26 protein-coding genes are annotated in these 26,408 nt (G+C 31.0%); 7 read left to right on the top strand and 19 right to left on the bottom strand.

Annotated features, from left to right (window positions below; all coding sequences use genetic code 11):
• Positions 1 to 69 precede the first annotated feature (69 nt).
• The 4 genes from EQ921_RS13690 to EQ921_RS13705 all read left to right on the top strand — a co-directional run bounded on the left by EQ921_RS13690 (position 70) and on the right by EQ921_RS13705 (position 2,885).
• The gene (locus tag EQ921_RS13690; RefSeq protein WP_128332062.1) at positions 70 to 1,035 is read left to right on the top strand and encodes a YheT family hydrolase; all 966 of its coding nucleotides are present in this window, start codon (positions 70 to 72) and stop codon (positions 1,033 to 1,035) included.
• Positions 1,036 to 1,156: 121 nt separating this feature from the next.
• Positions 1,157 to 1,630 carry a lipocalin family protein gene (locus EQ921_RS13695; protein ID WP_164875649.1) on the top strand — a complete coding sequence of 158 codons (474 nt, stop codon included), beginning with the start codon at positions 1,157 to 1,159 and terminating at the stop codon, positions 1,628 to 1,630.
• 84 nt (positions 1,631 to 1,714) lie between these two features.
• Positions 1,715 to 2,281: a cob(I)yrinic acid a,c-diamide adenosyltransferase gene (locus tag EQ921_RS13700; protein WP_128332064.1), complete on the top strand. Its 567-nt coding sequence runs from the start codon at positions 1,715 to 1,717 to the stop codon at positions 2,279 to 2,281.
• Entirely contained in the window at positions 2,274 to 2,885 is a 612-nt protein-coding gene (locus tag EQ921_RS13705) for a thiamine diphosphokinase (RefSeq protein ID WP_128151557.1), read from the top strand. Before EQ921_RS13700 ends, EQ921_RS13705 begins: the two co-directional genes overlap by 8 nt.
• 55 nt (positions 2,886 to 2,940) lie before the next feature.
• On the opposite strand, the gene ffh is transcribed toward EQ921_RS13705, so the two are convergent.
• Positions 2,941 to 4,290, bottom strand: a complete 1,350-nt coding sequence (ffh, locus tag EQ921_RS13710) for a signal recognition particle protein (RefSeq protein WP_128332065.1) — start codon at positions 4,288 to 4,290, stop codon at positions 2,941 to 2,943.
• Positions 4,291 to 4,471: 181 nt separating this feature from the next.
• On the opposite strand from ffh, the gene EQ921_RS13715 reads away from it, so the two are divergent.
• Entirely contained in the window at positions 4,472 to 5,416 is a 945-nt protein-coding gene (locus EQ921_RS13715) for a manganese-dependent inorganic pyrophosphatase (protein ID WP_128332066.1), read from the top strand.
• A 101-nt stretch (positions 5,417 to 5,517) separates the two neighbouring features.
• On the opposite strand, the gene tssD (EQ921_RS13720) is transcribed toward EQ921_RS13715, so the two are convergent.
• The 18 genes from tssD (EQ921_RS13720) to EQ921_RS13805 form a co-directional block, all read right to left on the bottom strand.
• The gene (gene tssD, locus EQ921_RS13720; RefSeq protein WP_128151551.1) at positions 5,518 to 5,910 is read right to left on the bottom strand and encodes a type VI secretion system tube protein TssD; all 393 of its coding nucleotides are present in this window, start codon (positions 5,908 to 5,910) and stop codon (positions 5,518 to 5,520) included.
• Between the two features lie 127 nt (positions 5,911 to 6,037).
• Entirely contained in the window at positions 6,038 to 6,424 is a 387-nt protein-coding gene (gene tssD, locus EQ921_RS13725; RefSeq protein WP_128151549.1) for a type VI secretion system tube protein TssD, read from the bottom strand.
• A gap of 124 nt (positions 6,425 to 6,548) precedes the next feature.
• Positions 6,549 to 7,064: a type VI secretion system TssO gene (tssO, locus tag EQ921_RS13730; RefSeq protein WP_128151547.1), complete on the bottom strand. Its 516-nt coding sequence runs from the start codon at positions 7,062 to 7,064 to the stop codon at positions 6,549 to 6,551.
• A gap of 11 nt (positions 7,065 to 7,075) precedes the next feature.
• Positions 7,076 to 8,236 carry a hypothetical protein gene (locus tag EQ921_RS13735; RefSeq protein ID WP_128151545.1) on the bottom strand — a complete coding sequence of 387 codons (1,161 nt, stop codon included), beginning with the start codon at positions 8,234 to 8,236 and terminating at the stop codon, positions 7,076 to 7,078.
• A gap of 22 nt (positions 8,237 to 8,258) precedes the next feature.
• Positions 8,259 to 9,236: a TssN family type VI secretion system protein gene (locus tag EQ921_RS13740; RefSeq protein WP_128332067.1), complete on the bottom strand. Its 978-nt coding sequence runs from the start codon at positions 9,234 to 9,236 to the stop codon at positions 8,259 to 8,261.
• Positions 9,233 to 10,180: a type VI secretion system baseplate subunit TssG gene (locus EQ921_RS13745; protein ID WP_128332068.1), complete on the bottom strand. Its 948-nt coding sequence runs from the start codon at positions 10,178 to 10,180 to the stop codon at positions 9,233 to 9,235. Before EQ921_RS13745 ends, EQ921_RS13740 begins: the two co-directional genes overlap by 4 nt.
• A 9-nt stretch (positions 10,181 to 10,189) precedes the next feature.
• Positions 10,190 to 10,843, bottom strand: a complete 654-nt coding sequence (locus EQ921_RS13750) for a C40 family peptidase (RefSeq protein ID WP_128151539.1) — start codon at positions 10,841 to 10,843, stop codon at positions 10,190 to 10,192.
• Positions 10,840 to 12,690: a type VI secretion system baseplate subunit TssF gene (locus tag EQ921_RS13755; protein WP_128332069.1), complete on the bottom strand. Its 1,851-nt coding sequence runs from the start codon at positions 12,688 to 12,690 to the stop codon at positions 10,840 to 10,842. The genes EQ921_RS13750 and EQ921_RS13755 overlap by 4 nt, the downstream gene beginning before the upstream one ends.
• Positions 12,691 to 12,694: 4 nt before the next feature.
• Positions 12,695 to 13,129 carry a GPW/gp25 family protein gene (locus EQ921_RS13760; protein ID WP_128151535.1) on the bottom strand — a complete coding sequence of 145 codons (435 nt, stop codon included), beginning with the start codon at positions 13,127 to 13,129 and terminating at the stop codon, positions 12,695 to 12,697.
• A 17-nt stretch (positions 13,130 to 13,146) separates the two neighbouring features.
• Complete coding sequence (locus tag EQ921_RS13765; protein ID WP_128332070.1) at positions 13,147 to 13,860, bottom strand: hypothetical protein; 714 nt, start codon at positions 13,858 to 13,860, stop codon at positions 13,147 to 13,149.
• Between the two features lies 1 nt (position 13,861).
• Entirely contained in the window at positions 13,862 to 14,452 is a 591-nt protein-coding gene (locus EQ921_RS13770) for a hypothetical protein (RefSeq protein WP_128151531.1), read from the bottom strand.
• Positions 14,453 to 14,509: 57 nt separating this feature from the next.
• Positions 14,510 to 15,880 (bottom strand): DUF5458 family protein, encoded by a 1,371-nt coding sequence (locus EQ921_RS13775; protein WP_164875264.1) that lies wholly within the window; start codon positions 15,878 to 15,880, stop codon positions 14,510 to 14,512.
• Positions 15,881 to 15,882: 2 nt separating this feature from the next.
• Positions 15,883 to 16,329 carry a hypothetical protein gene (locus EQ921_RS13780; protein WP_128151529.1) on the bottom strand — a complete coding sequence of 149 codons (447 nt, stop codon included), beginning with the start codon at positions 16,327 to 16,329 and terminating at the stop codon, positions 15,883 to 15,885.
• Between the two features lie 30 nt (positions 16,330 to 16,359).
• Positions 16,360 to 18,807, bottom strand: a complete 2,448-nt coding sequence (locus tag EQ921_RS13785) for an ATP-dependent Clp protease ATP-binding subunit (protein ID WP_255424503.1) — start codon at positions 18,805 to 18,807, stop codon at positions 16,360 to 16,362.
• A 35-nt stretch (positions 18,808 to 18,842) separates the two neighbouring features.
• On the bottom strand, positions 18,843 to 19,931 hold the full coding sequence (locus EQ921_RS13790) for a PKD domain-containing protein (RefSeq protein ID WP_128332072.1): 1,089 nt from the start codon (positions 19,929 to 19,931) through the stop codon (positions 18,843 to 18,845).
• A gap of 427 nt (positions 19,932 to 20,358) precedes the next feature.
• On the bottom strand, positions 20,359 to 20,814 hold the full coding sequence (locus tag EQ921_RS13795) for a DinB family protein (RefSeq protein WP_128332073.1): 456 nt from the start codon (positions 20,812 to 20,814) through the stop codon (positions 20,359 to 20,361).
• A gap of 40 nt (positions 20,815 to 20,854) precedes the next feature.
• Positions 20,855 to 21,511 (bottom strand): HAD family phosphatase, encoded by a 657-nt coding sequence (locus tag EQ921_RS13800; protein ID WP_128332074.1) that lies wholly within the window; start codon positions 21,509 to 21,511, stop codon positions 20,855 to 20,857.
• Positions 21,508 to 23,790: a cation:proton antiporter gene (locus tag EQ921_RS13805; protein ID WP_128332075.1), complete on the bottom strand. Its 2,283-nt coding sequence runs from the start codon at positions 23,788 to 23,790 to the stop codon at positions 21,508 to 21,510. Before EQ921_RS13805 ends, EQ921_RS13800 begins: the two co-directional genes overlap by 4 nt.
• 171 nt (positions 23,791 to 23,961) lie before the next feature.
• Between EQ921_RS13805 and EQ921_RS13810 the strand changes: the two genes are divergently transcribed.
• Together EQ921_RS13810 and EQ921_RS13815 are read left to right on the top strand one after the other, a co-directional pair.
• The gene (locus EQ921_RS13810) at positions 23,962 to 25,209 is read left to right on the top strand and encodes a CinA family nicotinamide mononucleotide deamidase-related protein (protein WP_128332076.1); all 1,248 of its coding nucleotides are present in this window, start codon (positions 23,962 to 23,964) and stop codon (positions 25,207 to 25,209) included.
• A gap of 90 nt (positions 25,210 to 25,299) precedes the next feature.
• Positions 25,300 to 26,256 carry an aldo/keto reductase gene (locus tag EQ921_RS13815; protein ID WP_128332077.1) on the top strand — a complete coding sequence of 319 codons (957 nt, stop codon included), beginning with the start codon at positions 25,300 to 25,302 and terminating at the stop codon, positions 26,254 to 26,256.
• The last annotated feature ends 152 nt before the right edge of the window (positions 26,257 to 26,408 follow it).

Genomic DNA, 26,408 nt, shown 5'->3' on the forward strand with positions numbered 1-26,408 from the left:
AATATTTTTTAGAGTTTTTTAGCAGATTTATTTATTAATTATTAAATTTAATAATTAATTTTATTCGCTATGCATTTTATAGAAAAATCGGGTTATCAACCTCCCAATAACTTTATATTTAAAAATGCTCATTTATCCACTATTATTCCCGGTGCTATAAAAAAATACCCGGTTCCTCCTTATTCAAGAGAAAAGCTGGAACTTCCTGACGGAGATTTTTTACTCCTTGACTGGTGGATAAACGATAGTACGGATAGCATAGTAATTATTTCTCATGGTCTTGAAGGTCATTCAAGAAGAACTTATATAAATAGTTGTGCCGATTATTTTCACAAATTTGGTTATTCTGTTTTAGCCTGGAACCAAAGAAGCTGCGGAGGCGAAATAAATCGGCTTCCAAAGTTGTATCACATGGGGCTGATTGATGATCTGAAGTGTGTAGTTAATCAAGCCATATATTCGGGATTTAAAAAAATTCATCTTATTGGTTATTCTATGGGAGGGATTGTAACTTTAAATTATGCTGGTAAAATTAATGTTCCTCAAGAAGTAAAATCTTGTATTACATTTTCTACTCCTCTCAACGTTTTACAAAATGTAAAAGCATTTAAAAAAACTTCCAATTTTTTTTATCTTCATAATTTTATGGTTGATTTTAAAAAGAAATTAATTTTTAAACATAGTCAGTATCCTGATATTTTCAATATTAAACAGGCTAAATCTATTAAATCATTTGACGATTTAGATTCTTTTTTTACAGCTCCGATATATGGGTTTGCAAATAAAGAAGAATATTATTTAAAAGTTTCTCCTTTATTCGTATTAAACAACATTAAAACCCCTACTTTAATTGTTAATGCAGAAAATGATCCTTTTTTAACCGAAGAGAATTACTTGGATAGATATGAAATTTCAAATCCAAATATTTACTTTGAAAAACCTAAATATGGAGGACATGTGGGATTTCCATTGCATAACTCTAAGTTCTCGTGGGCTGAAATCAGGGCCAAAGAATTTATAGATAGCATACTTTAAAGTAATATCCAAATAGCTATTTTTATCATTTATTATTAATAAAAATTCCCCTTAAATTTATTTATATTAAATTTTAAACATTTTTTATTATTTTTGCCTAAATAAATTTAAATTTAAAATGATGAAAAAACTATTATTAATGTTATTGCCTTTATTATTTATTAATTGTTCAAGTGACGATAAAGATATAACTCCAAATCAAAATTCTTTAGTTGGAAGTTGGAAAGCTCTTAAAAGTGAAGCTATCATTGAAGGAAATAACCTAAGTAACGAAACTAAGCAATTGATTAACAATCAGATGGATCCTGATATTGGTTACACATATATTACATTTTACTCTAATGGTACTGGTGTTGGGGAAGATCTAAGAGAAAACAGTGTTGAAAACTTTACTTATACAGTTCAAGGTAACATACTTTCAATTGTTTATGCTGGTGATATTGATGAAGATGACAGTATAATCACTTTTAAAATTAATGGTAATCAATTATTTATAAATGATACTAGTCCATCAGTTTTAAAAAACTATCAAAAACTATTTCCTGATGCTGGTTTAACAAAAACCGATTATTTAGCTACTTATGAAAGGATGTAACTTTTTAGGAAAATAAACGAAAAAAGTGACTGTATCCAGTCACTTTTTTTTGTAATTTACTTGCTTAAATAATTTAAGTACTATATGAAAATATATACAAAAACCGGAGATAAAGGAATTACTTCTCTTTATGGTGGTACTCGTGTTCCGAAAAATGATATACGAATTCAGGCCTATGGAGATGTAGATGAGCTTAACTCATACTTAGGTTTTATTAGAAGCTATACTAAACAAAAAGAACTTGATGATCAGTTGCAAGTAATACAAAATTCTTTATTTGATTTAGGAGCAGAATTGGCTACTCCCAGTAAAAAAATGATTTTGGCTAATGGAAAGCCCAGATTAGCCTGCTTAATTAGTGAAAAGCAAATTAGTTTTCTTGAGGAATGGATTGATGCGATGGAATCTGAACTTCCTGCATTAACGCAATTTATACTTCCAACCGGATGTCAGGCTACTTCAGTATCGCATATTGCACGAACCATTTGCAGAAGGTCTGAACGATCTGTTATTTCTCTAAATGAACAGGAAGAGCTCCGCCCTTTGTGCTATATTTATTTAAACAGATTATCTGATTATTTATTTGTCCTAGCCCGTTATTTCGGTCATCTGGCGGGACATAAAGAAACTCCATGGACTCCCAATGAATAAAGCATTACTTTTTATCAACGGAAAAAAGCCTAAATCTATACCCGAAGATTTATCCTCTTATTCTTTAATATGTTGCACCGATGGTGCTTATACCCGTTATGTGAAAAAATTCAATTTAACAGTTGATTTCATTTCGGGAGATTTAGATAGTATTAAACGTAAGAAAGTACCTTCTCTTATAACTGTGATACCAACTCCTGATCAAAATAAAACTGATTTCCACAAGGCTTTAGAACTTCTTATTAAGCGTGGAATTAAAGAAGTTGATGTTTACGGTGCAACTGGTAGAGAAAGTGACCATTTTATTGGCAATTTGGCAACTGCTCTATTCTTTAAAAAGAAATTGAAAATTACTTTTTATGATGATTTTTCATATTTTTTCTTTTCTGAAAAAAGAGTAAATCTTTGTGGTGTTAAAGGAAAAACAATATCTCTCATTCCTTTTTTCACGGCAACAAATATTTGTACTGAAGGCTTAGAATATCCTTTGTCTAATGAATCATTAACATTTTCTGAAAGAATTGGTACAAGAAATAAAGCTAACAAAAATTCAGTAACTATCACCTACACTGATGGTGAATTGCTATTGTATATAGGTAAATAAAAAACACGGAGGTTTCCGTGTTTTTTTATGTAGTAATGCTTTCTGATATTTTAAATTAAAATGGTTTACCTCCGTTACCCATTTGTTTAGCCATTGCCTGCATCATCATTCTACCTTGGGGCGACTGCATCATTTTCATCATTTTGCTCATCTGCTCGAACTGTTTAAGTAATTGATTTATATCTTGAACGGTACGTCCGCTACCTTTAGCTATACGATTTTTTCTTGATGTTGTAATAATTGCCGGATTTCTTCTTTCATCCGGAGTCATTGAATATATAAGTGCTTCAATATGTTTAAAAGCGTCATCGTCTATATTTACATCCTTCATTGCTTTACCAACCCCTGGAATCATTCCCATTAAATCTTTCATATTTCCCATTTTCTTAATCTGCTTGATTTGGCTTAAGAAATCATCAAACCCAAACTGATTTTTTGCAATCTTTTTCTGCAATTTTCTGGCTTCTTCTTCATCAAACTGCTCCTGAGCTCTCTCTACCAGTGAAACAACGTCTCCCATTCCTAATATACGGTCTGCCATACGTTCAGGATAGAAAAGATCTAAAGCTTCCATCTTTTCTCCGGTAGATATAAATTTAATAGGCTTATCGACAACTGTACGAATAGTTAGGGCAGCCCCACCGCGGGTATCTCCATCCAGTTTGGTCAATACTACTCCATCATAATCTAAAACCTCATTAAAAGCCTTGGCTGTATTAACAGCATCCTGACCTGTCATAGAGTCTACTACAAAAAGTGTCTCCTGAGGCTGAACTGCCTGATGAACGTTTCTAATTTCATTCATCATAGTTTCATCTATGGCTAAACGTCCAGCGGTGTCAATAATAATTGCAGAAAACTTATTTTGCTTTGCATAATCTATTGCATGTAAAGATATATCAACAGGATTTTTGTTTTCAATTTCAGAAAATACTTCTACTCCGACTTGATTTCCTAAAACTTTTAACTGGTCTATTGCAGCCGGACGATACACATCACAAGCTACTAAAAGAACTTTCTTCTGTTTCTTTGTCTTGAGATAGTTAGCTAGTTTCCCCGAGAATGTAGTTTTACCAGATCCTTGTAAACCTGCTATCAAAACTATTGAAGGATTTGCCGAGAGATTTATTCCTACGTTTTCTCCTCCCATCAATTCAGCCAGCTCGTCATGTACAATCTTCACCATCAACTGACCTGGAGTTAATGAAGTAAGCACATTCTCTCCCATAGCCTTATCCTGGATTCTTTTGGTAAGATCTTTTGCCACTTTATAGCTAACATCGGCATCAACCAAAGCTCTCCGAATTTCTTTTACCGTTTCGGCAACGTTAATTTCAGTTATTTTTCCTCTACCGCTAATATTATGTAAAGCCTTATCTAATTTATCCTGTAAATTTTGAAACATATTCGTTCTTTATAATGTATTGCAAAAATAGAAAAGTTTTAATTAATTAAAAAATAAGTGTTTCAGTAATGCACTTTCTTTTCTTTTGTAAAAAAATCGTAAATAGCGTATATTTGCAACCTCATTATAAAATAGTTATCTGTTTTATCTTATGTTAAATAAATTTTTAATAATAACCCTCATGAGTAAAATACTAATTATAGGACATTTGAATCCTGATACAGACTCAATTACTTCGGCTATATCCTTATCATATTTACAAAATAAACTTGGAAAAAATACCGAAGCTGTGGCTTTGGGTAAACCTAATGAAGAAACCCAATATGCCTTAAATTATTTTAAAACTGAAGCTCCCAGAGTTATAAGTCGTGCCTCGGACGAGACTAAAGAAGTAATGCTTGTAGATCATAATGAATTTCAACAAGCTGTTTCCGATATTTCGGAATTGACAGTTCTTGCTGTAATTGACCATCATAGAATAGCTAATTTCCAGACTATAAACCCTCTTTATTATAGAGCAGAACCTGTAGGCTGTACTCAAACAATTATTTTAAAGCTATATAAAGAGCATGGTATTGAAATTCCTCCACATATAGCTGGATTGATGCTTTCAGGTATTATTTCAGACACTTTGCTTTTCAAATCTCCTACCTGTACAGATGAAGATATTAAAGCTGCTCAGGAACTAGCTGCCATTGCTGGTGTCGACTTAAACGATTACGGTATGGAACTTCTTAAAGCCGGAACTAATTTATCTGGTAAAAGTGCTGTTGAATTAATTTCACTTGATGCAAAATCTTTTGAAGTAAATGATAAAAAAATTCGTGTAGCTCAAGTCAATACTGTAGATTTCAATGATATTTTCTCTAGAAAGGAAGAAATAATAAATGCTATAAACGAAGAGATATCCTCAAATCATTATAATTTGTTTTTATTTGTAGCGACAAATGTGCTTGATAGTGATTCTAGGATTATTGCATTAGGGGATTCTTATTTAAGTGCTGAACGTGCTTTTAATATACATTTAACTGAAAATGAAGGTTTTTTAAAAGGAGTAGTTTCCCGAAAAAAACAAATTATTCCTCAATTAACTGTGGCTTTGTCTGAAGAAACTGTATCTCAATAATCTTAAACTTTTATATCAAAATATTCTAATAAAAAAGTTCGGAAATTTCCGAACTTTTTTATTAGAATATTTTAGTAAGAAAATAACCTACGATAGAAAATTTAGATTTTCCATGTATTTTCATAGGAAACATTGGTTACTGTTAAATTTTTAGCAACGATTAACATACTTATAGACATAGGCTCATCGTTTATGGAATCAAATTCTTCAGTAAACTCTATACAGTATCCTTTTTCAAATTTAACTTCCTGTAAACGACTCATTGCATCTCTTCTATAAAAGATAATTGTTGCATCCTTTGTTTTTTCGGAAGATAACATCCAATCTATAAAAGTTGACTTTCCTGAACTTTCAATTTTCAAATGAACCTGTCCACCACGAATTGTAGCCTGAGGCTTCCCTGTACTATCTACACCTTGATTAAAACTATATTTGCAGTGTAAAACATTGTGGACTTCTCCGTCCATCTCTAATTTGGCTAAAAAAGATGACATGTTTGTTTTTTTTTAATTAATAATAAGAATTTTCATATAATCTGTAATAAAAAAGGGAGTAATATAAAACTCCCTTTTTTGCTCTATAGAGCTTTTTCTTTTAATTGAAAACCACGAATTTTGGTTATTATACCCACTCGTTAACGTGTTCTCCTGTTCCCATTTTGATAGCTTTAGCTGAAATGGTGAAAGTTTCTGTTAGGGGGTTAGAACCAATTGCATCGAAATTTTCTCTGTATTTTACTACATAACCATCTGAAAAGTTAAGTTCTTTAAGAGTTGCATCGGAATCTCTTTTTACAAAGATTACTTTTCCGTCTTTTCTTTCGAAACTGTTGGTCATCCATTCAAAAATATCAGTCTCACCGGTTGATTCTACTGTTACTTCAATTCTACCTCCTCTAGTCTGAGAAGATGGACGCCCGGTTGGATCTGTTTCCTGAGCTAAGGAATAATTAACATTTAGTACATTGTACTTTTTTCCTGCTACTTCTAATTTAGCTTTAAATGACATAATAAAATGATTTTAATGATTAATATTATAATTTAAAATTTAACTAATTAACTAAAACTTATAATACAAATATAAACCTTTTCTTTTATCTTATCTCATTTAAAATGTTAAAAAAAAGTTAAATTTAATCTTTTCTATTTAGCATTCTGCATATATCCAAATCCCTTTTCATAATTTCAATTTGCTTTCTATATGCCTCAACTTTAGCAAGTAGAGTATCAATTTCCGCTTTACTTTTGCCATAGGTTTTAATAGTCTTTTTAGAATCAATAAGGGAGCGGCTGGTAAGCAAAAAATTCTTATACAAGAGCCCTCTTCTCACACTATCCTGACTGGGTATATTTTGTTCCATTTTGATAACCATATCGACTGATTTCTGCTGATAGTAATATGTATCCTGATTAGGCATATCAATGGAATCAATATATTTTTTTAGTAATTCCATCTGCTCTTCAAATTTGGACTGAAATCTAAATTCGTTAATCATAGAGGCATTTTCTTTTTTTAGTTCTTCGTTTTCCCTCCAAGGCAAATGAAAATTAAAAAATACTGATACTACAATGATAACTACAGTTATTAAAAACAGTGAAATAAAGAGTAGAAATGAAATTAATCTTTCTTTTTTATTTAATACTTCCATAATGTTATTTTTTAATCATCAAAAAATCTGCTTCTTTTAGTTTTTTCTATCGGATCGTTTTCCATTCTCTCTTTTACAAATATTCCGGTATCATTTCTTCTTCCGATAAAGTCAAGTTTATTTAATGCAGAGAACAGTTGGTCAATTGTTCTCATGAAAATACTCACCTGACTCATCGTTTTATCAATTTGCGAATGATTATACCCAACGTTTACTAAATCTGTAAACAATACTTCAAAGTCTCCTTGTGATAAACCGCACCATTCTGCCAAATAATTTAATAATTCTTCTTTACCTGCTCCGGATTTGGCATCTACAAAATTTTTCATAATCCTTCCTAAACGAACAATTTTGTCAAACATAAAGGCTGGACTGGTGTATAAACCAAACCATCGTAATGAATTAATTTCGTTTCCTAGATAGGTAATTATTAAATCGGATAATTTAAGTACCATAACCGCTAATTCGTTAGTTTGATGCTTACGGTTAATTTTCTGCGCAATTTGTACTGCATACAGTTCAAGCTGTCCCATAAACTTATCAATTCCCGTGTGCATATCAATAAGTTCTTTATGGCTATTGGTCGTAGTGCAGGGAGGAATATAACCCGGCTGTAAACTGGTTTCTTCTTTATTTATTATTATTTTACCGACAGTGAGCTGATAGCCTGCATATGAAGATTGTTGTGAAAGCTGCCCTTCCTGTACTAAATGTAACTTATATGTTGGTACCAAATATGGATATCTTGGAGGATTTTCTTCCGGATCCAATTCTCCAAAGGGAACTTTCTCAAAAGGATTTACAACAATATTAGCAAGCAAAACAACATTTTGCGCTTCATCCAGATTATATACAGCTTCAGGATATGGCATCTGCATATCTATGGAATTATTCATCGGGGTTATTTCTATTCTAGCTCCGTTAGGAGTAACCGCATGACATTCTTCTATTTTAACTCTTAGTAATTTGTGATTGTCTATTACCAAGGATATTTTTATAGACTCCATTGTATTCTGTACAGGTAACAAGCCATAACTTATTGGAGTTACGTGGCTACCAATGGCATCTCTGGCCATATCTACAAAGTTATCCTGCATTGCAATAAAATGAGATTTATTAATTTTCATCCCATCTATCCAATTAACCGGAAAATAATTTAATTTTTCTAACATGGTAAAGTCTTATTATCTTAAATTAAAAATTATCTTTTTTTTGTTTTTCATCTATATTAGGATTTTCTTCAATCTTATTATCTTTCATATCATAATCCAGTTCATCTTCAGAATTTAGTAACGGGGGTGTCCTACGACAGATTATAACACTGTTTTCTTCTATAGAGTTCATGTACAGCGGATAATCTGGTCTGATAAATTTAGCAAATCCGAAACTTTTGTTTTTCAAATAAAATACCCAATGTTGCTTTTCTCCATTTTTATCCATTAAATTAATAGGGGCATCCGGATTACGTAAATTGTAATCATTTACAAAGTGATAAAATAATCTACCGAAATCCATACGAATAGGAGCTTTAGCCCTAAATTCTGTTCTTACTTCCGAATCGGGTTCTTTATGAAACACAAAGGTAACTACCAGCATATCTCTATATTCACTATCCGGTGGATCAGGATATGCGTGTTCTTCGGGAAACAGCCAAGTTTTGTAAATTTTGGGAGGAATTGCTATGGATGCCTCAAAAGTTAAATAAATCACTGTAGGTATCATAAATACCAAGGAAGAAAACATCATGCTGTAAACATAGGTATTGCCTTTAACTATAGTATATACTAAGAGAAAAGGAATCAAAATATAAATGGTTACAATAAGACTGAAAAACATTTCAATCCATGGAGATTCTTTTTCAAATTTTTCAAAGTAGTTTCTATATACATAGCTATGTATAATACCTAATATGAAAAAGACTATCTGGTAAAAAATGAATATACTGAATATCTGATTATTGAAAACTTCTGAAGAACCAATAAAAATGGTAAGTGCTGTTACAAGTAATACAATTATTATGTATGTAATAAATTTTCCTTTATATTTTTGCTTAAATCCTTCTACTTTAGAGCTAAAAAAAACAGTGAGAATAATTGTAACTGCAAAAATAATTACTATTCCGACAATAATTGATGGATCTATTAAATCTTTAAAAAAGGTTTTGAATCTCATATTCTTGTTGTTATACCTAAAATTGATATTTCTTTTAAACTAAATGCTTCAGCTTCTGCATCCAGTAGTATAGTTGTCTTTACATCTACTTCCATAGGCAGGAAGTATTCATAAAATAGTTCAACAAATTTTTTTAATTTTCCCTGATGTATATATTCAAGAAAAGATGATTTTTTTAGTGGGCCTATCTTGAATTCGAGATATAATGAATAATCCATATACGCACTTCCTGAAATCATATTTAATCCTAATCTACAATCTCCCAGACTTATTTCCTGTTCAGAACTTGATTGCTCTTTATAGGTTTGTTCTGCTATATGAACCTGTTCTTCTAACAGATAACTTAAACAGTGTACTGTTAATTCTAAATTTCCAACTATCTGATGTGTATAGGGCAAAATACGTATTAGTTTGGAAACTAAAATCTCCGGTAAATCTTTATCAATTCCCCAAAATTCATAGAAAAAATCTAGCGGGCGAGATCCATTTAATTCTAAAAGGATATCTTTTTCCAGGTTTTCTCTTTCTATTGTTTTAAGGAAAAATTCATTTTCGAAAGGAAGAAAAAATTTTCGTGCATATTCTTCTTCTTTTTTATGAACTTTATACTCTTTGGTCATTTCGTCGACCGTTTTTTTCAACCGGTCTTCTCTTGGAGCATGAAAAAATCCTTCCGGAAGGGTATCGTAAATTCCGTCTCTTGATAAGTTTATTTTGACAAACTGTGTTGAATCGTAATTAAAATCTACTAATTCTGCATCTAGCACATCTTTTCTAAATGGCCTTTTAAACTGTCCTTTGTGATCAACTAAAAAAGTTTGATCTTCATGGTCAATTTTATTCATTATTTCTGAAATAATTACCTCGGCCTTTAAATCATAATTTAAAGAGTTAATTCGATTCTTAATCTGCTCTAACTTTGTATTTATTTCAGTAATTTTCATATTCTATAATTACTTAGGTTCGGTCTCTTGATCTATAATAAGCCTACCTGCACTTACATATCTTAATTGATAGTAATTCTCATTAAAATCACCTATCATCAGCCCATTTTTTTTAGTACTATATAATATCCTGTTATTTCGTAGATAGATACCAATATCACCCACTGGCATATCTTTAGCATATCTAAAAAAAAGTAAATCTCCTTCTTTTAAAAATTTTCTACCTGTGAAAAGGCTGATTTCATTAGATTTGAAAATACCTAAGGGTGTAGTAGGCAATTTTCTTTTATATGTATATTGATATAAAGCACTTATAAATGCTGCTATATTCAAACTGTCTGCGGTAAACCCTACTTTTGCATATGGAGTACCTATCCATTGATCTATAAAATCATAAAATTTATAGTTTTTCAATTCTTTTGGCTTTATTCCTAATACAATGGCATATTTTTCTTTAAGATATATTTCTCTGTCTGTCAACGTGTCTTCATCTACATCCAAAGTATCCAGGATGGGTAATGTACGGGTTTTAATATGAAATTTATTATCAATTTCTTGTTGACTATAGACTAATTTGTAAGGAACTTCCCTATAATATTTACTTTTACACGCTAATACTAGAAAAAGCATTATTATGAGTGCTGCTACGATATTTTTTTTCATTTTACGATTAATCTATAAGGATAAACATTCGATGAAACATGATCCAACTTATGCAATAAATTATCGCATAAATACTGCCATTCAAAATCTGAAACCTGATATTCGGCATTTACATTTTTTTCTAAAATAATGTCTATTGTTCTAACAAATCCTTTGTTAGTTGAAGAGTCTATTTTGGTTCCTTTTCTAATTTCAATTCCAGAAATTGTAAATTTAAAATGATTGAGACAAAAAGTCTTAATATCAGCAAATGTAACTACTCTTCCTCTGGTTAGTAAAGCTTCTCTATATGAAGTAATTTTTTCTCTTGTATTTAATCTAGACTTTCCTCCTACGGAAGTATTTATTAGCATAATTGAATTTTGAGAAAAATCACTGGTATTAACTCCATCTAATCGCGTTCCTACTTTTAAATCATTTGCATCTTCTCCACTGGTTACCCAATAAGATACTGTGAACATATCATTATCACTTTTTGTAGCAGCCGCTTTGGGTCTTATTATAACGTATGGGAAACTGGATTTTGTAAATTTCCTCTCTTTTATATGCTGTTCTAATGTTGCAATTAGTTGATTAATTTCCCTTATAGTCCCTTTAATAAAATCTCCCCCAATTACCGTAAATGACGCACTTTCGTCTTTAAGCAGTTCAATGAGATATTGTATTAGCTCTGAAGCATTTCTTTCATCAAATCTAACAACCCCTGTGTGTCTCAGGGTAGCATCTCCGATATCAAGATTTCCTTCTGAGAATTCTTTTATGTGATAATGGTATCCTCTGGAATCTGATATACTACCTAAATCAAGAAATATATCGTCTGTGGTTAAAGGAATATAATTGATAAAAGAATCTATCGACTGAGTCTGACTTAAAATCTGCTTGTTTATAACAGGAATAGAGTTTATATAAAACATGACATTTTCCAGTATATCATTGATAACAACTTCAGGAAATTGTACTTTAATCCACAACACATCAGTTAATTCATTTATTTTAGAATTATCTGAACCAAATGCTTCAAATAATTCTTCCGGTATGCTAAAACTATTCTCATCAATAAGAATATCTTCTGTAAAATGAAAAAACTTATCAGCATAAAAGTTATTAACATCTGTATACAACTGATTGATTTTGTTATAGTTTTTATTAACTATAGCATCTATATCAATTGAATAATTTTCAACATTATATCCTTCTTTAAATGATATTTCTTTGTCTTTTATAAAAAATTTAGCTTGTTTTAAATAATTATAAAATATGTCTCTCTGTGATACGTTTCTGATATCTGTAAAAAACATTAGTTTATTTATACTCTCAATTTCCTGAGGGCACTTAAGTCCTAACCATAATGTACCTGGTTTTAAAAACTGATTGCTTTTTGATAACTGGTCTTTGTGAATTACTCTTTTTAATGAGTAAAAAGTATTTCCAAAAGCCATATATTCCAAAGAAACCTCGGTTAGTGTAAAGGGTAAAGTTGTTCCAAAAAATATATCTTTAATGGTTGGCCTAAGTGGATCGTATATATTTTGTATTGTTTTTTTGCAAACAAACTGATGTTCCAGTGATATGGTAAAGTTATTTTCTACGGGTTTGAGATGCATAATTGATCGTGCGGGAATAATTCCTGAATTATTTTCGGGAGACATTATTTCCAAAAGCCTTTCAATTATTCTTGATCTTGAGTTGTTCAGCTCTGATGAAATCTTTTCAAGTTCTGAAGAACAAGCTTCAAGTAATAAAGCTACAATAGGATCGAAAGAAGTTTCCAGTTCACTGTCTGTATACCCCCATGTCTGGGCAGCTCTTCTGAGTATTCTATCTTTTATTCTTTCTTGTGTATCCATAGTATTAAATATAAGATAATGGTCCTACAAAAAAATGTCCATGAAATCTAAACGGACGATTGGTTTTTTTTACAGCTCCCAATATTTTCATTGATATCTTCTTTTTCATTCGTAATGCATTATTATGATTTAAAGATTGGTCTATTCCTACTGAAATTTCAACTTCGGATAACTCCAATCTGCTTTCATGCATTTTAATAGTTTCTTTTATATCTTTTTTAATTCTATCTCGTAATGTATTTGAATCAGATAATAAATCAAAATCCATTTCCCATATTTTACAGCCATACGTTTCATCAAATTTACATTCTCCGAAAGAAGAGGTGACCAGCAGGTTAATGTATCTTGCTATTGAACTTTCAAGATTAGTTTTTTCTATATCTTTTTTTTCAATAATGTCTTTAAAATTAATTGGCGTATTATAATATATCCCGTACATACTTCTATTTTTGGTTATTATAAGTATATGATTTTATTGACTTTACCTTTTTTATCCAACTCGTACTCTTTTATTTTTTCTGATCTTTTAATCAAGTGTATTTCTACTTTTGGTATAGTTTTTATAAATTTTTCTCTATAGGAAATATCTCCTATAAATTTTTGTCCTTCATTGTGATCTACTACATAAAAAAAATGTTCAGTATTGATATTTTCAATAGTTTCTTTAGGCAGATTTCCTGATACCAAAACTGCTGCATCTGAATTTCTTCTTAATGTATATAATAAATAGTTTTCTCTTTTAGTCCTGTATTTGGAAACTTCAAAAATCTCCATTGTTGATTTTAAAGGCTCAAAAGTAACAACAGGAAGGCTATAAACTGTTTTTTTAAACATATTTATTCCAAAAAATGTAAATCCTCCTACTTCTTTGCTTTTCAATTCTTTCATTAAAAAGGAGTCTCTTGTTACCTCATAAAATGTTCTTTCTTCTGTTTTGTCATCAGTTACCATCATTTTATACGTAGGCAGTTTAATTTTGTCAAATTGATCATTATGTATATCCAATTCGACTTCATTGACTTTATCATCGGTTATAGTTATAGTAATTGTATGATTTGTCAATGCTGAATCAAATTCAGACATTTTTTCGCGTTCACCATTTCCTGCATACATGGGAGAACCGGCACTATCTGTAATTGATAAGGATAAACCTAATTGAGGCAAGGGCATTTTAATTGAACTTAAATTTGTTATATTTTAAACATTGTAATTCATCTCTAAAGCGTTCTGAGTCTTCATCATTCATATGAAACTCATAGTCTTTTTCAAATGTAAAAATTTTGATACTTGTTATATTTCCTTGTTCTAATTTTTTTATGATTTTATTTTTAAGTGTACTTATAATAAAACCATCACAATTGGGTGAAAAATCATTTTTCAATCTATATCTAAATCCATTATCCATGATTAGCTCAACCACTTCATCTTTTTTTATACAGGTATTAAATGTGAAAATTTTTATATACAAAAATGGTGTTGTACCTTTTCTTTTTCCCACCTGAAAAACTGCAAAGTTTTTCTTGCTTTTGTAATCCATTTTATAATATGGTTCTGTATAAACGTAAGGCTTTTTTCTTAAAAAATCTACTTTTCTGTTATTTAGGGTAAATAAAGCGTTACAATCTACTACTTTAGTTATTAAAGTATCCTGAGAAATTTTTTTCACATTTGATTCATTCTCTTTTTTGGAAACAGACTGACCAAAGACATAGCTAAAACTTAGAAATATAAATAATATAAAGAGTATGTTTTTATGCCTCATAACTCAATTTTTGATAAGGAAAGGAGAAAACCCTCCTTTCCTTTATTAAATTTTTAATTACTTTTGTTCGTATTCAGTCTCCCATTCATTTCCATCATCTCCTTTATGCCCATCCATTTTAATAAGGAAGTTTTTAGCCGGGAAGTATGGTTTCATATGAATATCTAAATATATTCTATCTTTTTGAACCGGATCTTGTTCGAATCTTCTAACTTCAAAATTTTCAATTAATTTATCCGGACCTGTAATTCCATCAAGGAAACTTACAATTTGTTTCATGATTTCCTGACGTGTTTTAGCTGTAAAGTTTTCGAAAGCTCTTCTGTTTAAGAAATCCATCAATACTTTAGTTACGTAATCGAATACACGAACTACTGAATAAGTTTGAAGTCCTAAATTATCTCCGTTGAAAAGTGTTTTTCCAGAGAAAGCCATAACTTTGCCATATTCATTAACCATAGGAATTAAACCTAAGTTCTCCAAACTTGCTATTTCACTTTTTAATAAGTCAAATTTAACTCCGTCTACTTCATTAATACCCCCAAATTTTTTACCCGCAGTAACCTGAGACATTAATGTTTTATATATTTTACCTGCTAATGCTGCGGATGGTGGTACATATAAATCATCTGTTTCTTCAATGATATCAAATTTACCTCTACCTACTAACCAGTTACATGTCATTAGTACATTGGAGCGATAAATTTCACCTCCAGTAAGATATGCTTCATCAAACATCTCCATAACATCGTCCGGCTCATCTAAGTGTGCAAAGTCTGTAACTAACATTACTTTGTTCTCATGAGCTATCTTCGCCCATTTTTCAACTACTTTATTAGTACCTAAATATCCCGGAATTACTAAAAGTCCGTAGTTATTTTTTAAATCTAATCTATCATAGTTATCTACTAATTCTCCATGAATTGAATCAATAAACCTGGTATTATCCAAATCAGTCAATTGATCTAGCTCAGCATTTACGATTGAAATGTTTTTTACTTTGTCTTGTTCTGTATTTTTATAGAATAAAGCTATAGTTCTGTAAGCTTTTTCTAATTCTTCAGTTTCTTTTACTGCCGTAGCAAGATTTTTCAATAAAGTTTTTTCTGCAACTTTACTTTTATCTTCACTTTGGGCAACCATATCCGTAAGGTTATTGTTGTTTTTCAACACATTTAACCATAATTCTAACGTTTTTTTAAGAGCATCTCTTTCAGATTGTTTGTTAGCGTCGCCTAAAAAAATCTGACGTCTTGCTTTACGATCAGGATTCATATTCTGAACGTTTTCAATAGATGCTTCTAATAAATCAAAACCACCAAATTTTGCTAGTTTATCAAGACCTTTCTGAATACTAACTTTTTTATTGGGTTCAGCTACTGCAACATCTCTGGTCTGGATTTGTGCTTTTACTTCTTCTTTAGCCATAATTATTTTTGATTTAATTCGTTAATTAATCCTTCAATTGTTTCCATTAAAGCGCCTTTAGCATCAGGATCTTCAAGTGCTGCTTTTAAAATTTTATTAGTTTTTAACTGTTTGATTATTTTCTGATACTGTTCTTTTTCAACTTGTAAATCTGTTAAAAATTTACTTTGAGCAGTGATACCTTTTATTCCAAAATCTCCTAAGTTTTTAAATTTTAACTCTTCAAATTTGGTAGCCCCATCAGCATCTTCAAAATTAACTTTAACTTCAGGTTTAAAATGTTCAAACACTTGTTCAATGGTAGATAACCCTTCTACAATTTCAGGTCTTACCGGAGTCTGACCTGTCAACTTCTGGGCTATTAAAGTTCGGTTCTGTGCAATCTCCAGGATTGCCTCATTTGCGTCTAGAGGCACTTCATTTCCTCCAATTCCAAAATTTGATAACATAGAATTTTCTATTTTAAATTAATATATTTTTTAATTGATGATCCATTTTAAATTATTATCATCTAAATCTACTTGTACCGTATCTCCTTCTTTTATTTCATTGGATATAATTTTTTTAGCCATAGGCCTCCTTAATTCGGAACGTATTATTCCCTTTAAAGGTCTGGCTCCGTATGTTGCATTAAAACCATTATCCACTAAGAATGATTTTGCAGATTCGGATATGGCTAAGTTTATATTTATCCCTTTAACTAAATCTAATAGTTCTTTTTTCAAATGAATTTCAAAAATTCCCATTGCATTATCTTTACTTATAGGTCCAAAAGGAACTATCTCTGTTAAACGTCCTAAAAATTCTGGTCTGAAGTTATTGGACATAATTTCAAGTAATTGGTTGGAAGTGGGTAAACCATTCCCCTCATTTACTGATTTAACAATAAACTGAGACCCTATATTTGACGTAAATAATACTAAAGCATTGGAGAAATCTCCTTCTTTTCCTAATCTATCATGCAATTTACCCTCGTCCATAATTTGAAGAAAAACATCAAAAACAGAAGAATGGGCTTTCTCTATCTCATCGAATAAAACTATAGAATAGGGTTTCTGCCTGATTTTATTTACAAGCAATCCTCCTTCTTCATATCCTACATAGCCCGGAGGAGCTCCATATAATAATGCTGCGGAATGTTCTTCTTTAAATTCAGACATATCAAATCTGATGATTGCATGTTCATCCTGAAAAAGGAAGTCTGCCAGTGATTTGGCTAATTCTGTTTTCCCAGTTCCTGTTGGACCTAAAAAGAAGAATGATCCTATAGGTTGACCGGCTTTACTTAAACCCGATCTGGATTCTAATACTGCCTCGGTAATTACCTGGATTGCATAATCCTGACCAACCACTCTTTTCTTCAGTATCTCTTCCATATTCTGAAGCTTATCTTTCTCTTCTGAATGTAACTTACCTAAAGGTATTCCTGTTTTTTGAGCAACAACTGCTGCTAAATCAATAGGTTCTATATGTTCTTTTTTTGAAAGAGCTGCTTCGTTCAATTTTTCTAAAGTACTTTTAAGGTACATGAATAAATCTTCCTGTGAAAGATTTTCAATTTCTACCTGACTCTCTTTTTCCTGAATTAATAAGTATTGAGATTTCCTTTTTAAATCTTCGTAATACCATTTTAAATCTTGTTTATGATCTCCTTCTTTTTCTTTTATGTGGTCCAATTTTGATTCTAAACCTTCTTTTTCTTTAAGAAATGATACTCCAGCAGTTTTAATTACAGACATAGTTCTGTCTAATAAATTTAATGCTGATTCAGGCAAACTTTTTTCTTTTAGATATCTTTTAGCCAGACGTATAGATTCTGTAATTGAGTCATCTGTTACTTTAATTTCGTGATGGGCAAGATAGGATACCAACGCTGATTTTATTATTCTAAATGCTTGTTCTTCATCTGGCTCTTCAACTTTCAGCACTTCAAACATGCCTGAAAGACCTTCGTCTTTTTCAATTTTTTTGGTATATTCGTCAACTGTAGTAGTTACTATAAGCGTTAATCCTCCGTTTCCGGAAAGTTCACTTTTTAGAATACTTGATATTCCTGCATTATCACTATTTTTATCAAGGAGAACATGTATGCCGTCAATCACCAGAATTGCCTGGGGATATGTTTTTAATTCCTGAAGTATCTTTTTTAACCTATCTTCAATTTCTCCTTTGTAGGAAGCCCCGGCAATCAAAGTTCCTAAATCTAATTCATAAACTCTCGTTTTCTGAATTTTGTCTGGCACTTGTTTTTTGACTATTAAATTTACAAATCCGTCTATTAATACTGATTTTCCTACTCCCGGGTACCCCTGTAAGAGCACATTAGGTTTGGAAAACCGACAAATGATTTCAACAATTTCTTTAATTTCCTGTTCTCTAGCTACTATATTTTTAGGATTTTTACGAGCCTGTACTAATTTATCTTTACAATATTTGTATAAATATTTAACAGATACGGGAGGTTTACCATCTTTATCTGAATCATTTTCAGAAGGTAAAGCTGTTTCTACTTCTGTTAACAGCTCATCTCTAACCACAGGAAAACTTTTCATTTGATCGAAGCTAAATCCTACTCCTGGAGTTGCCAATGCAACAATTACACAGTATAAATCAACTTCTTCCCTGCCTAAAATATCTCTTATTTCATCTGCTTCGGCAGTAACTTTATCAATACTTTCATCTGGTTCGGGTTGAGTAGCTCTTCCAGCCTTTGGAGCATCGTCAATTCTGACTTCTGCCCATTCTTCAATGAAAAAAACATCTTTTTTCATAGCTTCCAATTCTTTCAATAAAGATAAATCTCTATGTAGAATTGCTTTTAACAAATGTGCCGCTCCATATTCAACATTTTTATTTTCGATGGCATATTTTTTTGCTATTTCCAAAGCCAGGTACAACTCCTCATGAAATACAGCTTCTTTCTGCATAATATATTAATATAGATAATTAGTTATTATTTTAATTAGTCATAAATCCAGATAAATCCTTTTTTTACTTTGTATTTAATTGTAAACCCTTCAATACAGTTTTTATTATTTCTGGTAAGTCTTAACGATTCTATTTTGATTTTCTTATTTTGAATGTTCTCACAGAATTCAGAAAAACGCATTATGTTTTTATTGTTTTTAATTACCGGAAATTCATAATTACCACAGGTATATTTAGAAAAATCCTCTTTGGTTTTACTTTGTTTAGCCACATCAAGTAAAAGTAATTGAAACTGATTTTCAGATATATCGGGAGCTTTATTTTCTTCAATCTCTCTAATTTTCTTCTGTACAGGCGTTTCCAGTGGTACTCCTGGTATATATCTCATGAATTCTTCCATAGGATCTTTTTGCGGTGTCCCCTTAGGTAGTGTAAAAAGTTCTGCTGCTTTTTCTACTGTATAAGCAGTGTCTTTAATTTTAGTATTTATGAGTTTTCTTGGTTTTACAAATATATCTTTACTTGATATATGAGTTACATCTCCATTGATAACAAAAGTAACTCTTTTTATTCCAGGAGTGCTATAACTATATACCGGAAATTCTGATGTATTATCCAATTGGCCTGTTTCTCCAAAACTCCATTCCCAGGAAAAAGCTTCCCCTCTGTATTTGTAATAAAACTCAATGTTCTGACCAACTTCAACTACTGTAGGAGCTATAATTTTAGGTATTTTTGTAGAATCTACCAACCTACCTAAATCTCTGATTTCTAAAATTCTTTGAAAAACGCAACTCCCGTTAACTTCTAGAGTTATCGTATATACACCTGGCTTTTCATATTTATGCAATGGATCTTTTTCAAATCTTTTCTCCGTTTTATCACCAAAATCCCATTTCCAGCTTCTTGCATTAGGAGTTTGATCTTTAAATCCAATAATTTCACCTACCTGCTTTCTTTCAGCCTCTATTGTGAAGTAAACTTGTCTGCAATCGATATGTCTATAGTATTGAAAGAAAAAGAAAAAGAAAGCCATGAGTATCAATATTATAAAGACTAAAAGAACCCGAATATCAAGCTTGGAAAAAAATTTGCTCAAAGATCTCTTTCTGTTATAATTCATAGTATATATTAATAAGAAAGTTTTATTTTTTTTGCTAATTTACGTTTTTTTTTTACTTAACCAATAAGGAGCATTCTTTTTATAAAAAAAACGCAAACTTTAAAGGTTATTTTTGAATGAAATATCATAAAATAAAGAACATTACGATTCTTTTTAATAAAAAAGATTTTATTTAGATAGATTTCATATATTACACTTCATATCTATGAGTTTTATAAACAATATAATATTTTAATATCAATTTACTTGAAACAAAAGGGTTTTATAGCATATTTTTTCAACAATAAACACTTTCATATATTATTGATTTTATGATAAATACCCCTACATCTGGTATAAAAACATTAATTTACCATAATAAATTTAGTCAGCTACAACAAAAAAAGAGCTTTAAATCTAAAGCTCTTTTATATCTCTGAAAGTATGATTATGCAATAATTTTCATTGTTTTAATTATTCCTAAATGCAAAGCCTCGTGGGCATTATTATAATCCAATGCGTCTTCAATAGTGAACAAGGTCATTCCCATAGCCGTTTCATATTCTGCAAAATGTTCAAACTGATTTTCTCTGTAATCTGATTCTAATTGTTCTACAGTGGATATAAGTTTTCTTTTGACGTATTCAACCTGATCTTCTGTTACCACAAATTTTGGCTGAGTACCTTTTTTGTAATTTTCAATCCAATCATTGGATATCAGTGGTTCTAAACCTGATAATTTATAATGTAGTGTCTGCTGTACTACCAGAGTATGCGCTACATTCCAAAAAATACTATTATGGAAACCATGCGGTATATTTTGCAACTGCTCCATGCTTAAATTATCTATCACATCAACTGTTGCTTCTCGGTAAATTTTCAGAATTTCAAACGACGTTTTCACATTTAAAAAATTTAATCAAAATTACAAAAGTTTATTTTCTTTAGACTAATTGTTTGATAACTTCCGGCGATAATTGAGAAAAGTCATTAATTATAGTATCTGCTAACGACAAATCCTGATTGGTGAATTCTCCAGCTTTATAACCAATACAAAAAATATTTGCGGCATGAGCCGCTTTTACACCATTAATAGAATCTTCAATAATAATACAATTTTCTTTAGGCTGCCCGGAAAGCTCTACAGCTTTTAAAAATATTTCTGGGTTAGGTTTTGATTGTGGAAAATCTTCCCCATTTACAATATGACTGAAATAAGGAAACAGATTAAATCTTTCGAAAATCATTGTTTGAGTAATCCGTGCAGAAGAGGTTGCTAAAATTAGCTGAAAACCCGATGTATGTAAACTTTCAATTAAATTTTTCACCCCTGGTAATAGATCTAATTCATTATTTTCTGAAAACAATGAGGTAAAAATCTCTCTTTTTCGGGAAGTAAGTTCCTGAGGGCTTTTTTGTAATGAATGATTTTCTTTTAATTTTTCATATACATTACGGGTTGATAATCCTCTGTATGTATCATATTCTGTTTTTGTCACTGGAATTCCTAATTCTTCAAAATGCTTAAAAAAAGCCATTTCATGAAGAGGCTCGGTATCAACTATAACACCATCCATGTCAAAAATAACTGTATTTATCATATACTTTTTGTTTCAAGACTTTCAATTAATTGAGTAATAGCTTTTTTATTTCCAACAATCCATACAACATCATCAGCCTTAAATGTGCTCATTGATGTAGGATTAACAATCTTGCTATCATCCCTTTCTATTCCTACTACTAAACCATTTGTTAAACTTCTTAAATACTTTACCGTTTTATCTTGAAGAAAAGATTCTTCCGACACTGTAAATTTGGTAAGAGTCACTTCTTCTTGTTTAAAGGAGTTATCTTGCACTGGTATCGTTTCTTGTAATATTTGTTGCTCAAAGTTCTTCAATTGTTCATCAGTACCAATAATACCCAATTTATCAAAAGGGAAAACCTTATCTTCTTCCGTAGGAATTGAAATCATTACATCTCCTCTCTTAATATAAGCCAGATTAATACCATATTTTTCCCGCCATGCTAATTCTGACAATTTTGAACCTGCATAGGCAGCATTAGGCATCACTTCGAAATCAGTCAGGTGAGTATCCCATAGGGAGAATTCATTTCTTTGTACAATGCTTTTCTTTTGTTTTTTTTCCTGTTCTCTGATATCTCTTTCGTTTAAATTAAACATAAATCTTTTTATGATAAGCGAATAAAAAAGATTAAACTTAGTGGATAACAAATATAAACCTATAATAACTGACAAAGTGACTATTATAGATGTTATTAATCCTGAAAAGAAAAAATTAAGGATAAAACCAACTAAAAGAACCACGACAACAAATCTAGACAACTCTAACACCAACAATGGTCCTCTGGCAAAACGATTTTCGGTCCATATTGAACTAAATATCTCATTTGCAGGCTTCTTAACTAAAATAGCCCAAAGAAATGGTCCACTCACTACAATTGTCAAAATAAAAGAACCTATATCAATCAAATCAGAGTTCCATCCTCTACTTTGAGCAAAGGGCAATATAAAGTAAACTCTTAAGTAAACAATAAAGAACAAAATGCCTATACTTACAATTCCATTAGTAAGAATCAACGATAAATATGCTTTAGTTAAAGTTTTCCATTTGTTCTCTTTTTGAATATCCTGAGAACCTGTAGAATACCGGTCTATTACTTTCAACATTTTCTGTGGCATAAACCTATCAATGAGCTGATAAAAAGAATCAGAATATTTAATCATATAAGGGGTAGTGAACGTCGTGATAGCAGAAACACCTACAGCTATAGGAAACAGAAAATCCCCGGTAACTTTGAGACTCATACCCAAAGAAGCCACTATAAAAGCAAACTCACCAATCTGAGCCATACTCATTCCGACCTGAACAGATTGTTTTAATGGTTGTCCAGATAAAATAGCACCTAAAGAAGTAAATATCAGTTTACCGAAAATCGTCAATAGTGTTACAATAAATATTTCCCAACGATATTCATACATTGAAGCTGGCTCAATCATCATTCCGATAGATACAAAAAAGACAGCCCCAAACAAATCTTTAACCGGTTTGAGCGAATGTTCGATTTTTTCAGCAGAAGTAGTTTCAGCCAGAATCGAACCCATAACAAAAGCACCTAATTCAGCAGAAAAACCAATCTCCGTAGCTAGAACTACCATCCCCAAGCAAAGTCCTATTGATAAAATCAAAAGTGTTTCTTCATCTAAAATCTTCTTTACTCTACGTAATAAAGTAGGTATTAAGAATATACCAAAAATAAACCACAATGCAAGAAAGAAAATAAGTTTTAAAAACTGCATCAACATTTCAATTCCATCAAACTGACGACTTACAGCCATAGTGGAAAGCAGTACCATTAAAAGAATGACTACAATATCTTCAACAATAAGAATTCCAAATACGACACGAGCATAATTTTTCCTTTTTACCCCCAATTCATCAAAAGCTCTGAGAATAATAGTGGTTGAAGAACTTGCTAGTAATCCACCTAAAAAGATACTATTCATCATATCCCATCCCATCCATTGACCAACAAAATACCCTAATACCATTATGGCTACTATTTCCACAATTGCAGTAATGGATGCAGCTCCCCCTACATTAATCAATTTTTTAAAACTAAATTCCAAACCAAGGCTGAATAATAAAAATATAACTCCTATGTCTGCCCAAATCTTTACACTTTCTTTATCCGCTACATTAGGTACAAAGGAAAAATGTGGTCCGACAAGAAACCCAGCAATGATATAACCTAATACCAAAGGCTGTTTGATTTTTTTAAAAATTAGTGTGGTTATGGCTCCCGCTCCTAGAATAAGCGCTAAATCGATAATAAGTTTAGGTAAATGATGCTCCATTAAGTATCTTAAAATTCAGTTATTTATTTAATTTGATTCCGGCTTTCTATCTATATAAAAATCAATAGAATTAACAGTTCTTGCAAGATAACATTTTTAACTCACGATTCCAAATTATTGTAATTTACAATCATAATAATTATATAACTTTGAAGAATTAACATAATACAAATGAAAGCATATATTATAGCTATCGGAGATGAACTTTTATCCGGTCGCACGCTCGACACTAATTCTCAATTTTTAACGTACGAACTTGATCTAATAGGTATATCAGTACTTAAAATTAATATTATATCTGATAACAATGAAGTAATAACTGAAGAGTTAACTAAAGCTTTCGAAACTGATGCAGATTTCATTTTTACTACCGGAGGACTTGGACCTACCAAAGATGATAAAACAAAACAAGCCATTTCAGATTTTTTCAACGACACTTTAGTGATGCACCAGCCTTCTTTAGATTTCATAAAAGAAATTTATTGTCGCAACGGACGAATTATGAATGATTTAACAAAAAACCAAGCACTTGTACCTTCTCAGTCGCAAGTAATTGTAAACAGGTATGGTACAGCTCCCGTACTTTGGACAACAAAAAATAATAAAGTTTTAGTTAACTTACCCGGAGTTCCTTATGAAACTCGTGCCATGGTAAAAGAGTTTATTATTCCTAAAATAAAAAATGAATATAAACTGGACTATATACTTCATCGGGCTGTAAATGTGATCAATTTTCCTGAAAGTGAGCTTGCTATTACTTTATCAAAATGGGAAGACAACTTACCTGATTTAATGTCTCTTTCATACTTACCCGGAGAATCTCGGATAGAACTGCGTTTAACATCACAGGGAAAAAATCGGGAAATTATTGAGAAACAACTAACGAATGAAATAAACAAACTACCAGCTATTCTGGGAAATAAACTTTTACTTTCCCAAAAAGAAGACATTCAACAGGTAATTATCTCTTATCTAATCAAAAATAATCTAAACCTATCAGTATCTGAGAGTATAACAGGTGGTATGATATCTGAAACAATTACTTCAGTTCCCGGAAGTTCTAAGTATTTTAAAGGAGGAATCATCAGTTATCAGACCGAAACAAAGGAGAATTTATTAAATATACCTGCAAAGATAATTGAACAACATACCGTTGTAAGTGAAGAAGTGGCTAAAGAAATGGCATTACAAACATCACAAATATTCAAAAGCGATGTAGCAATTTCTACTACTGGTGTTGCCGGACCTGATACGGACAAATACAACAACCCCATAGGCTTAGCCTATATTGGATTATATTTTCAGGGCGAAATTATAGTTAACCGATATTCATACCCGAACCTGACACGACACGAAATGATAAAAAGAATAACAGCAAAAGCTTTTGAAATGCTTTATTTTAAAATTATAGCTCAATAAAATATTCTAATAATTCTTTTTAAAAAATAAAACAATGGTACAATTTTGGAACCTGATTATGAAAATGTTAAAATCAAATCCATTATACCTATGAATTTAAAAAAAAGAAAATTAGGAGGCTCTGATCTTGAAGTTTATCCGTTTGCATTTGGAGGAAATGTTTTTGGATGGACAGCTGACGAAAATACTTCATTCGAATTACTTGAACAGTATACAGAACTAGGTTTCAATTTTATTGATACGGCAGATGTATATTCAGCCTGGGCTCCAGGAAACAAAGGAGGGGAATCTGAAACCATTTTGGGAAAATGGATACATCAAAAAAAGAATAGAGATCAACTGATTATATCTACCAAAGTAGGAGCAGAAATTAATGCTACTCATAAAGGTTTAAAAAAAGAATATATTCTGGCTGAAGTGGAAGAATCTTTAAAAAGGCTTCAAACGGATTACATTGATCTTTATTTCACTCATTATGACGATACCAGTGTTGAGATAGAAGAAGTTCTAGAAACTTATCAAAAACTCATTGAACAGGGAAAAGTACGTTTTATTGGAACTTCCAATATGTCTCCGGAAAGGATTGAAGCATCTATGCAAATTAGCAAACAAAATAATTTACCTTCTTATACAGTGCTTCAACCTGAATTTAATTTATACGACAGAAAAAATTATGAAAAAAATTATGAACCTATAGTTGAGAAATATGGTTTAGGAGTTATGTCATATTTTTCTCTTGCCAGCGGTTTTTTAACCGGAAAGTACAAATCAAAGGCAGATGCTGAAAAAAGTAAAAGAGGCTCTGATTTTATAAAAAAATATATAAATGACAGAGGCTTAAAAATAGTTAAAGCTTTAGAAGAAGTTGCGGCAAAAAATACTGCTACCTCTGCACAGGTTGCTTTAGCCTGGCTTATACAGCATCCAACTATCACAGCTCCTATAGCAAGTGCTTCTCAATTAGGTCAATTAGATATATTAAAATCTGTTGAACTGAATCTCTCAACCGATGATTTGTCCTATTTAAATAAAGCAAGCGAGTATTAATATATATTTCCATCATAGCAGATAAGCATTTTTTTATAAATGCTTATCTTTTTTAGTAAAAAGTGTTCTTTATTTTAGATTAAACAGAAAAATTCGTTTATAAAGATGTTCTGGTATCAGAAAAAACATTTTATTTTACTATTTTTGCAAAA

Origin of the sequence: Apibacter sp. HY039, assembly GCF_004023655.1 — a bacterium.
GTDB lineage: Bacteria > Bacteroidota > Bacteroidia > Flavobacteriales > Weeksellaceae > Apibacter > Apibacter raozihei.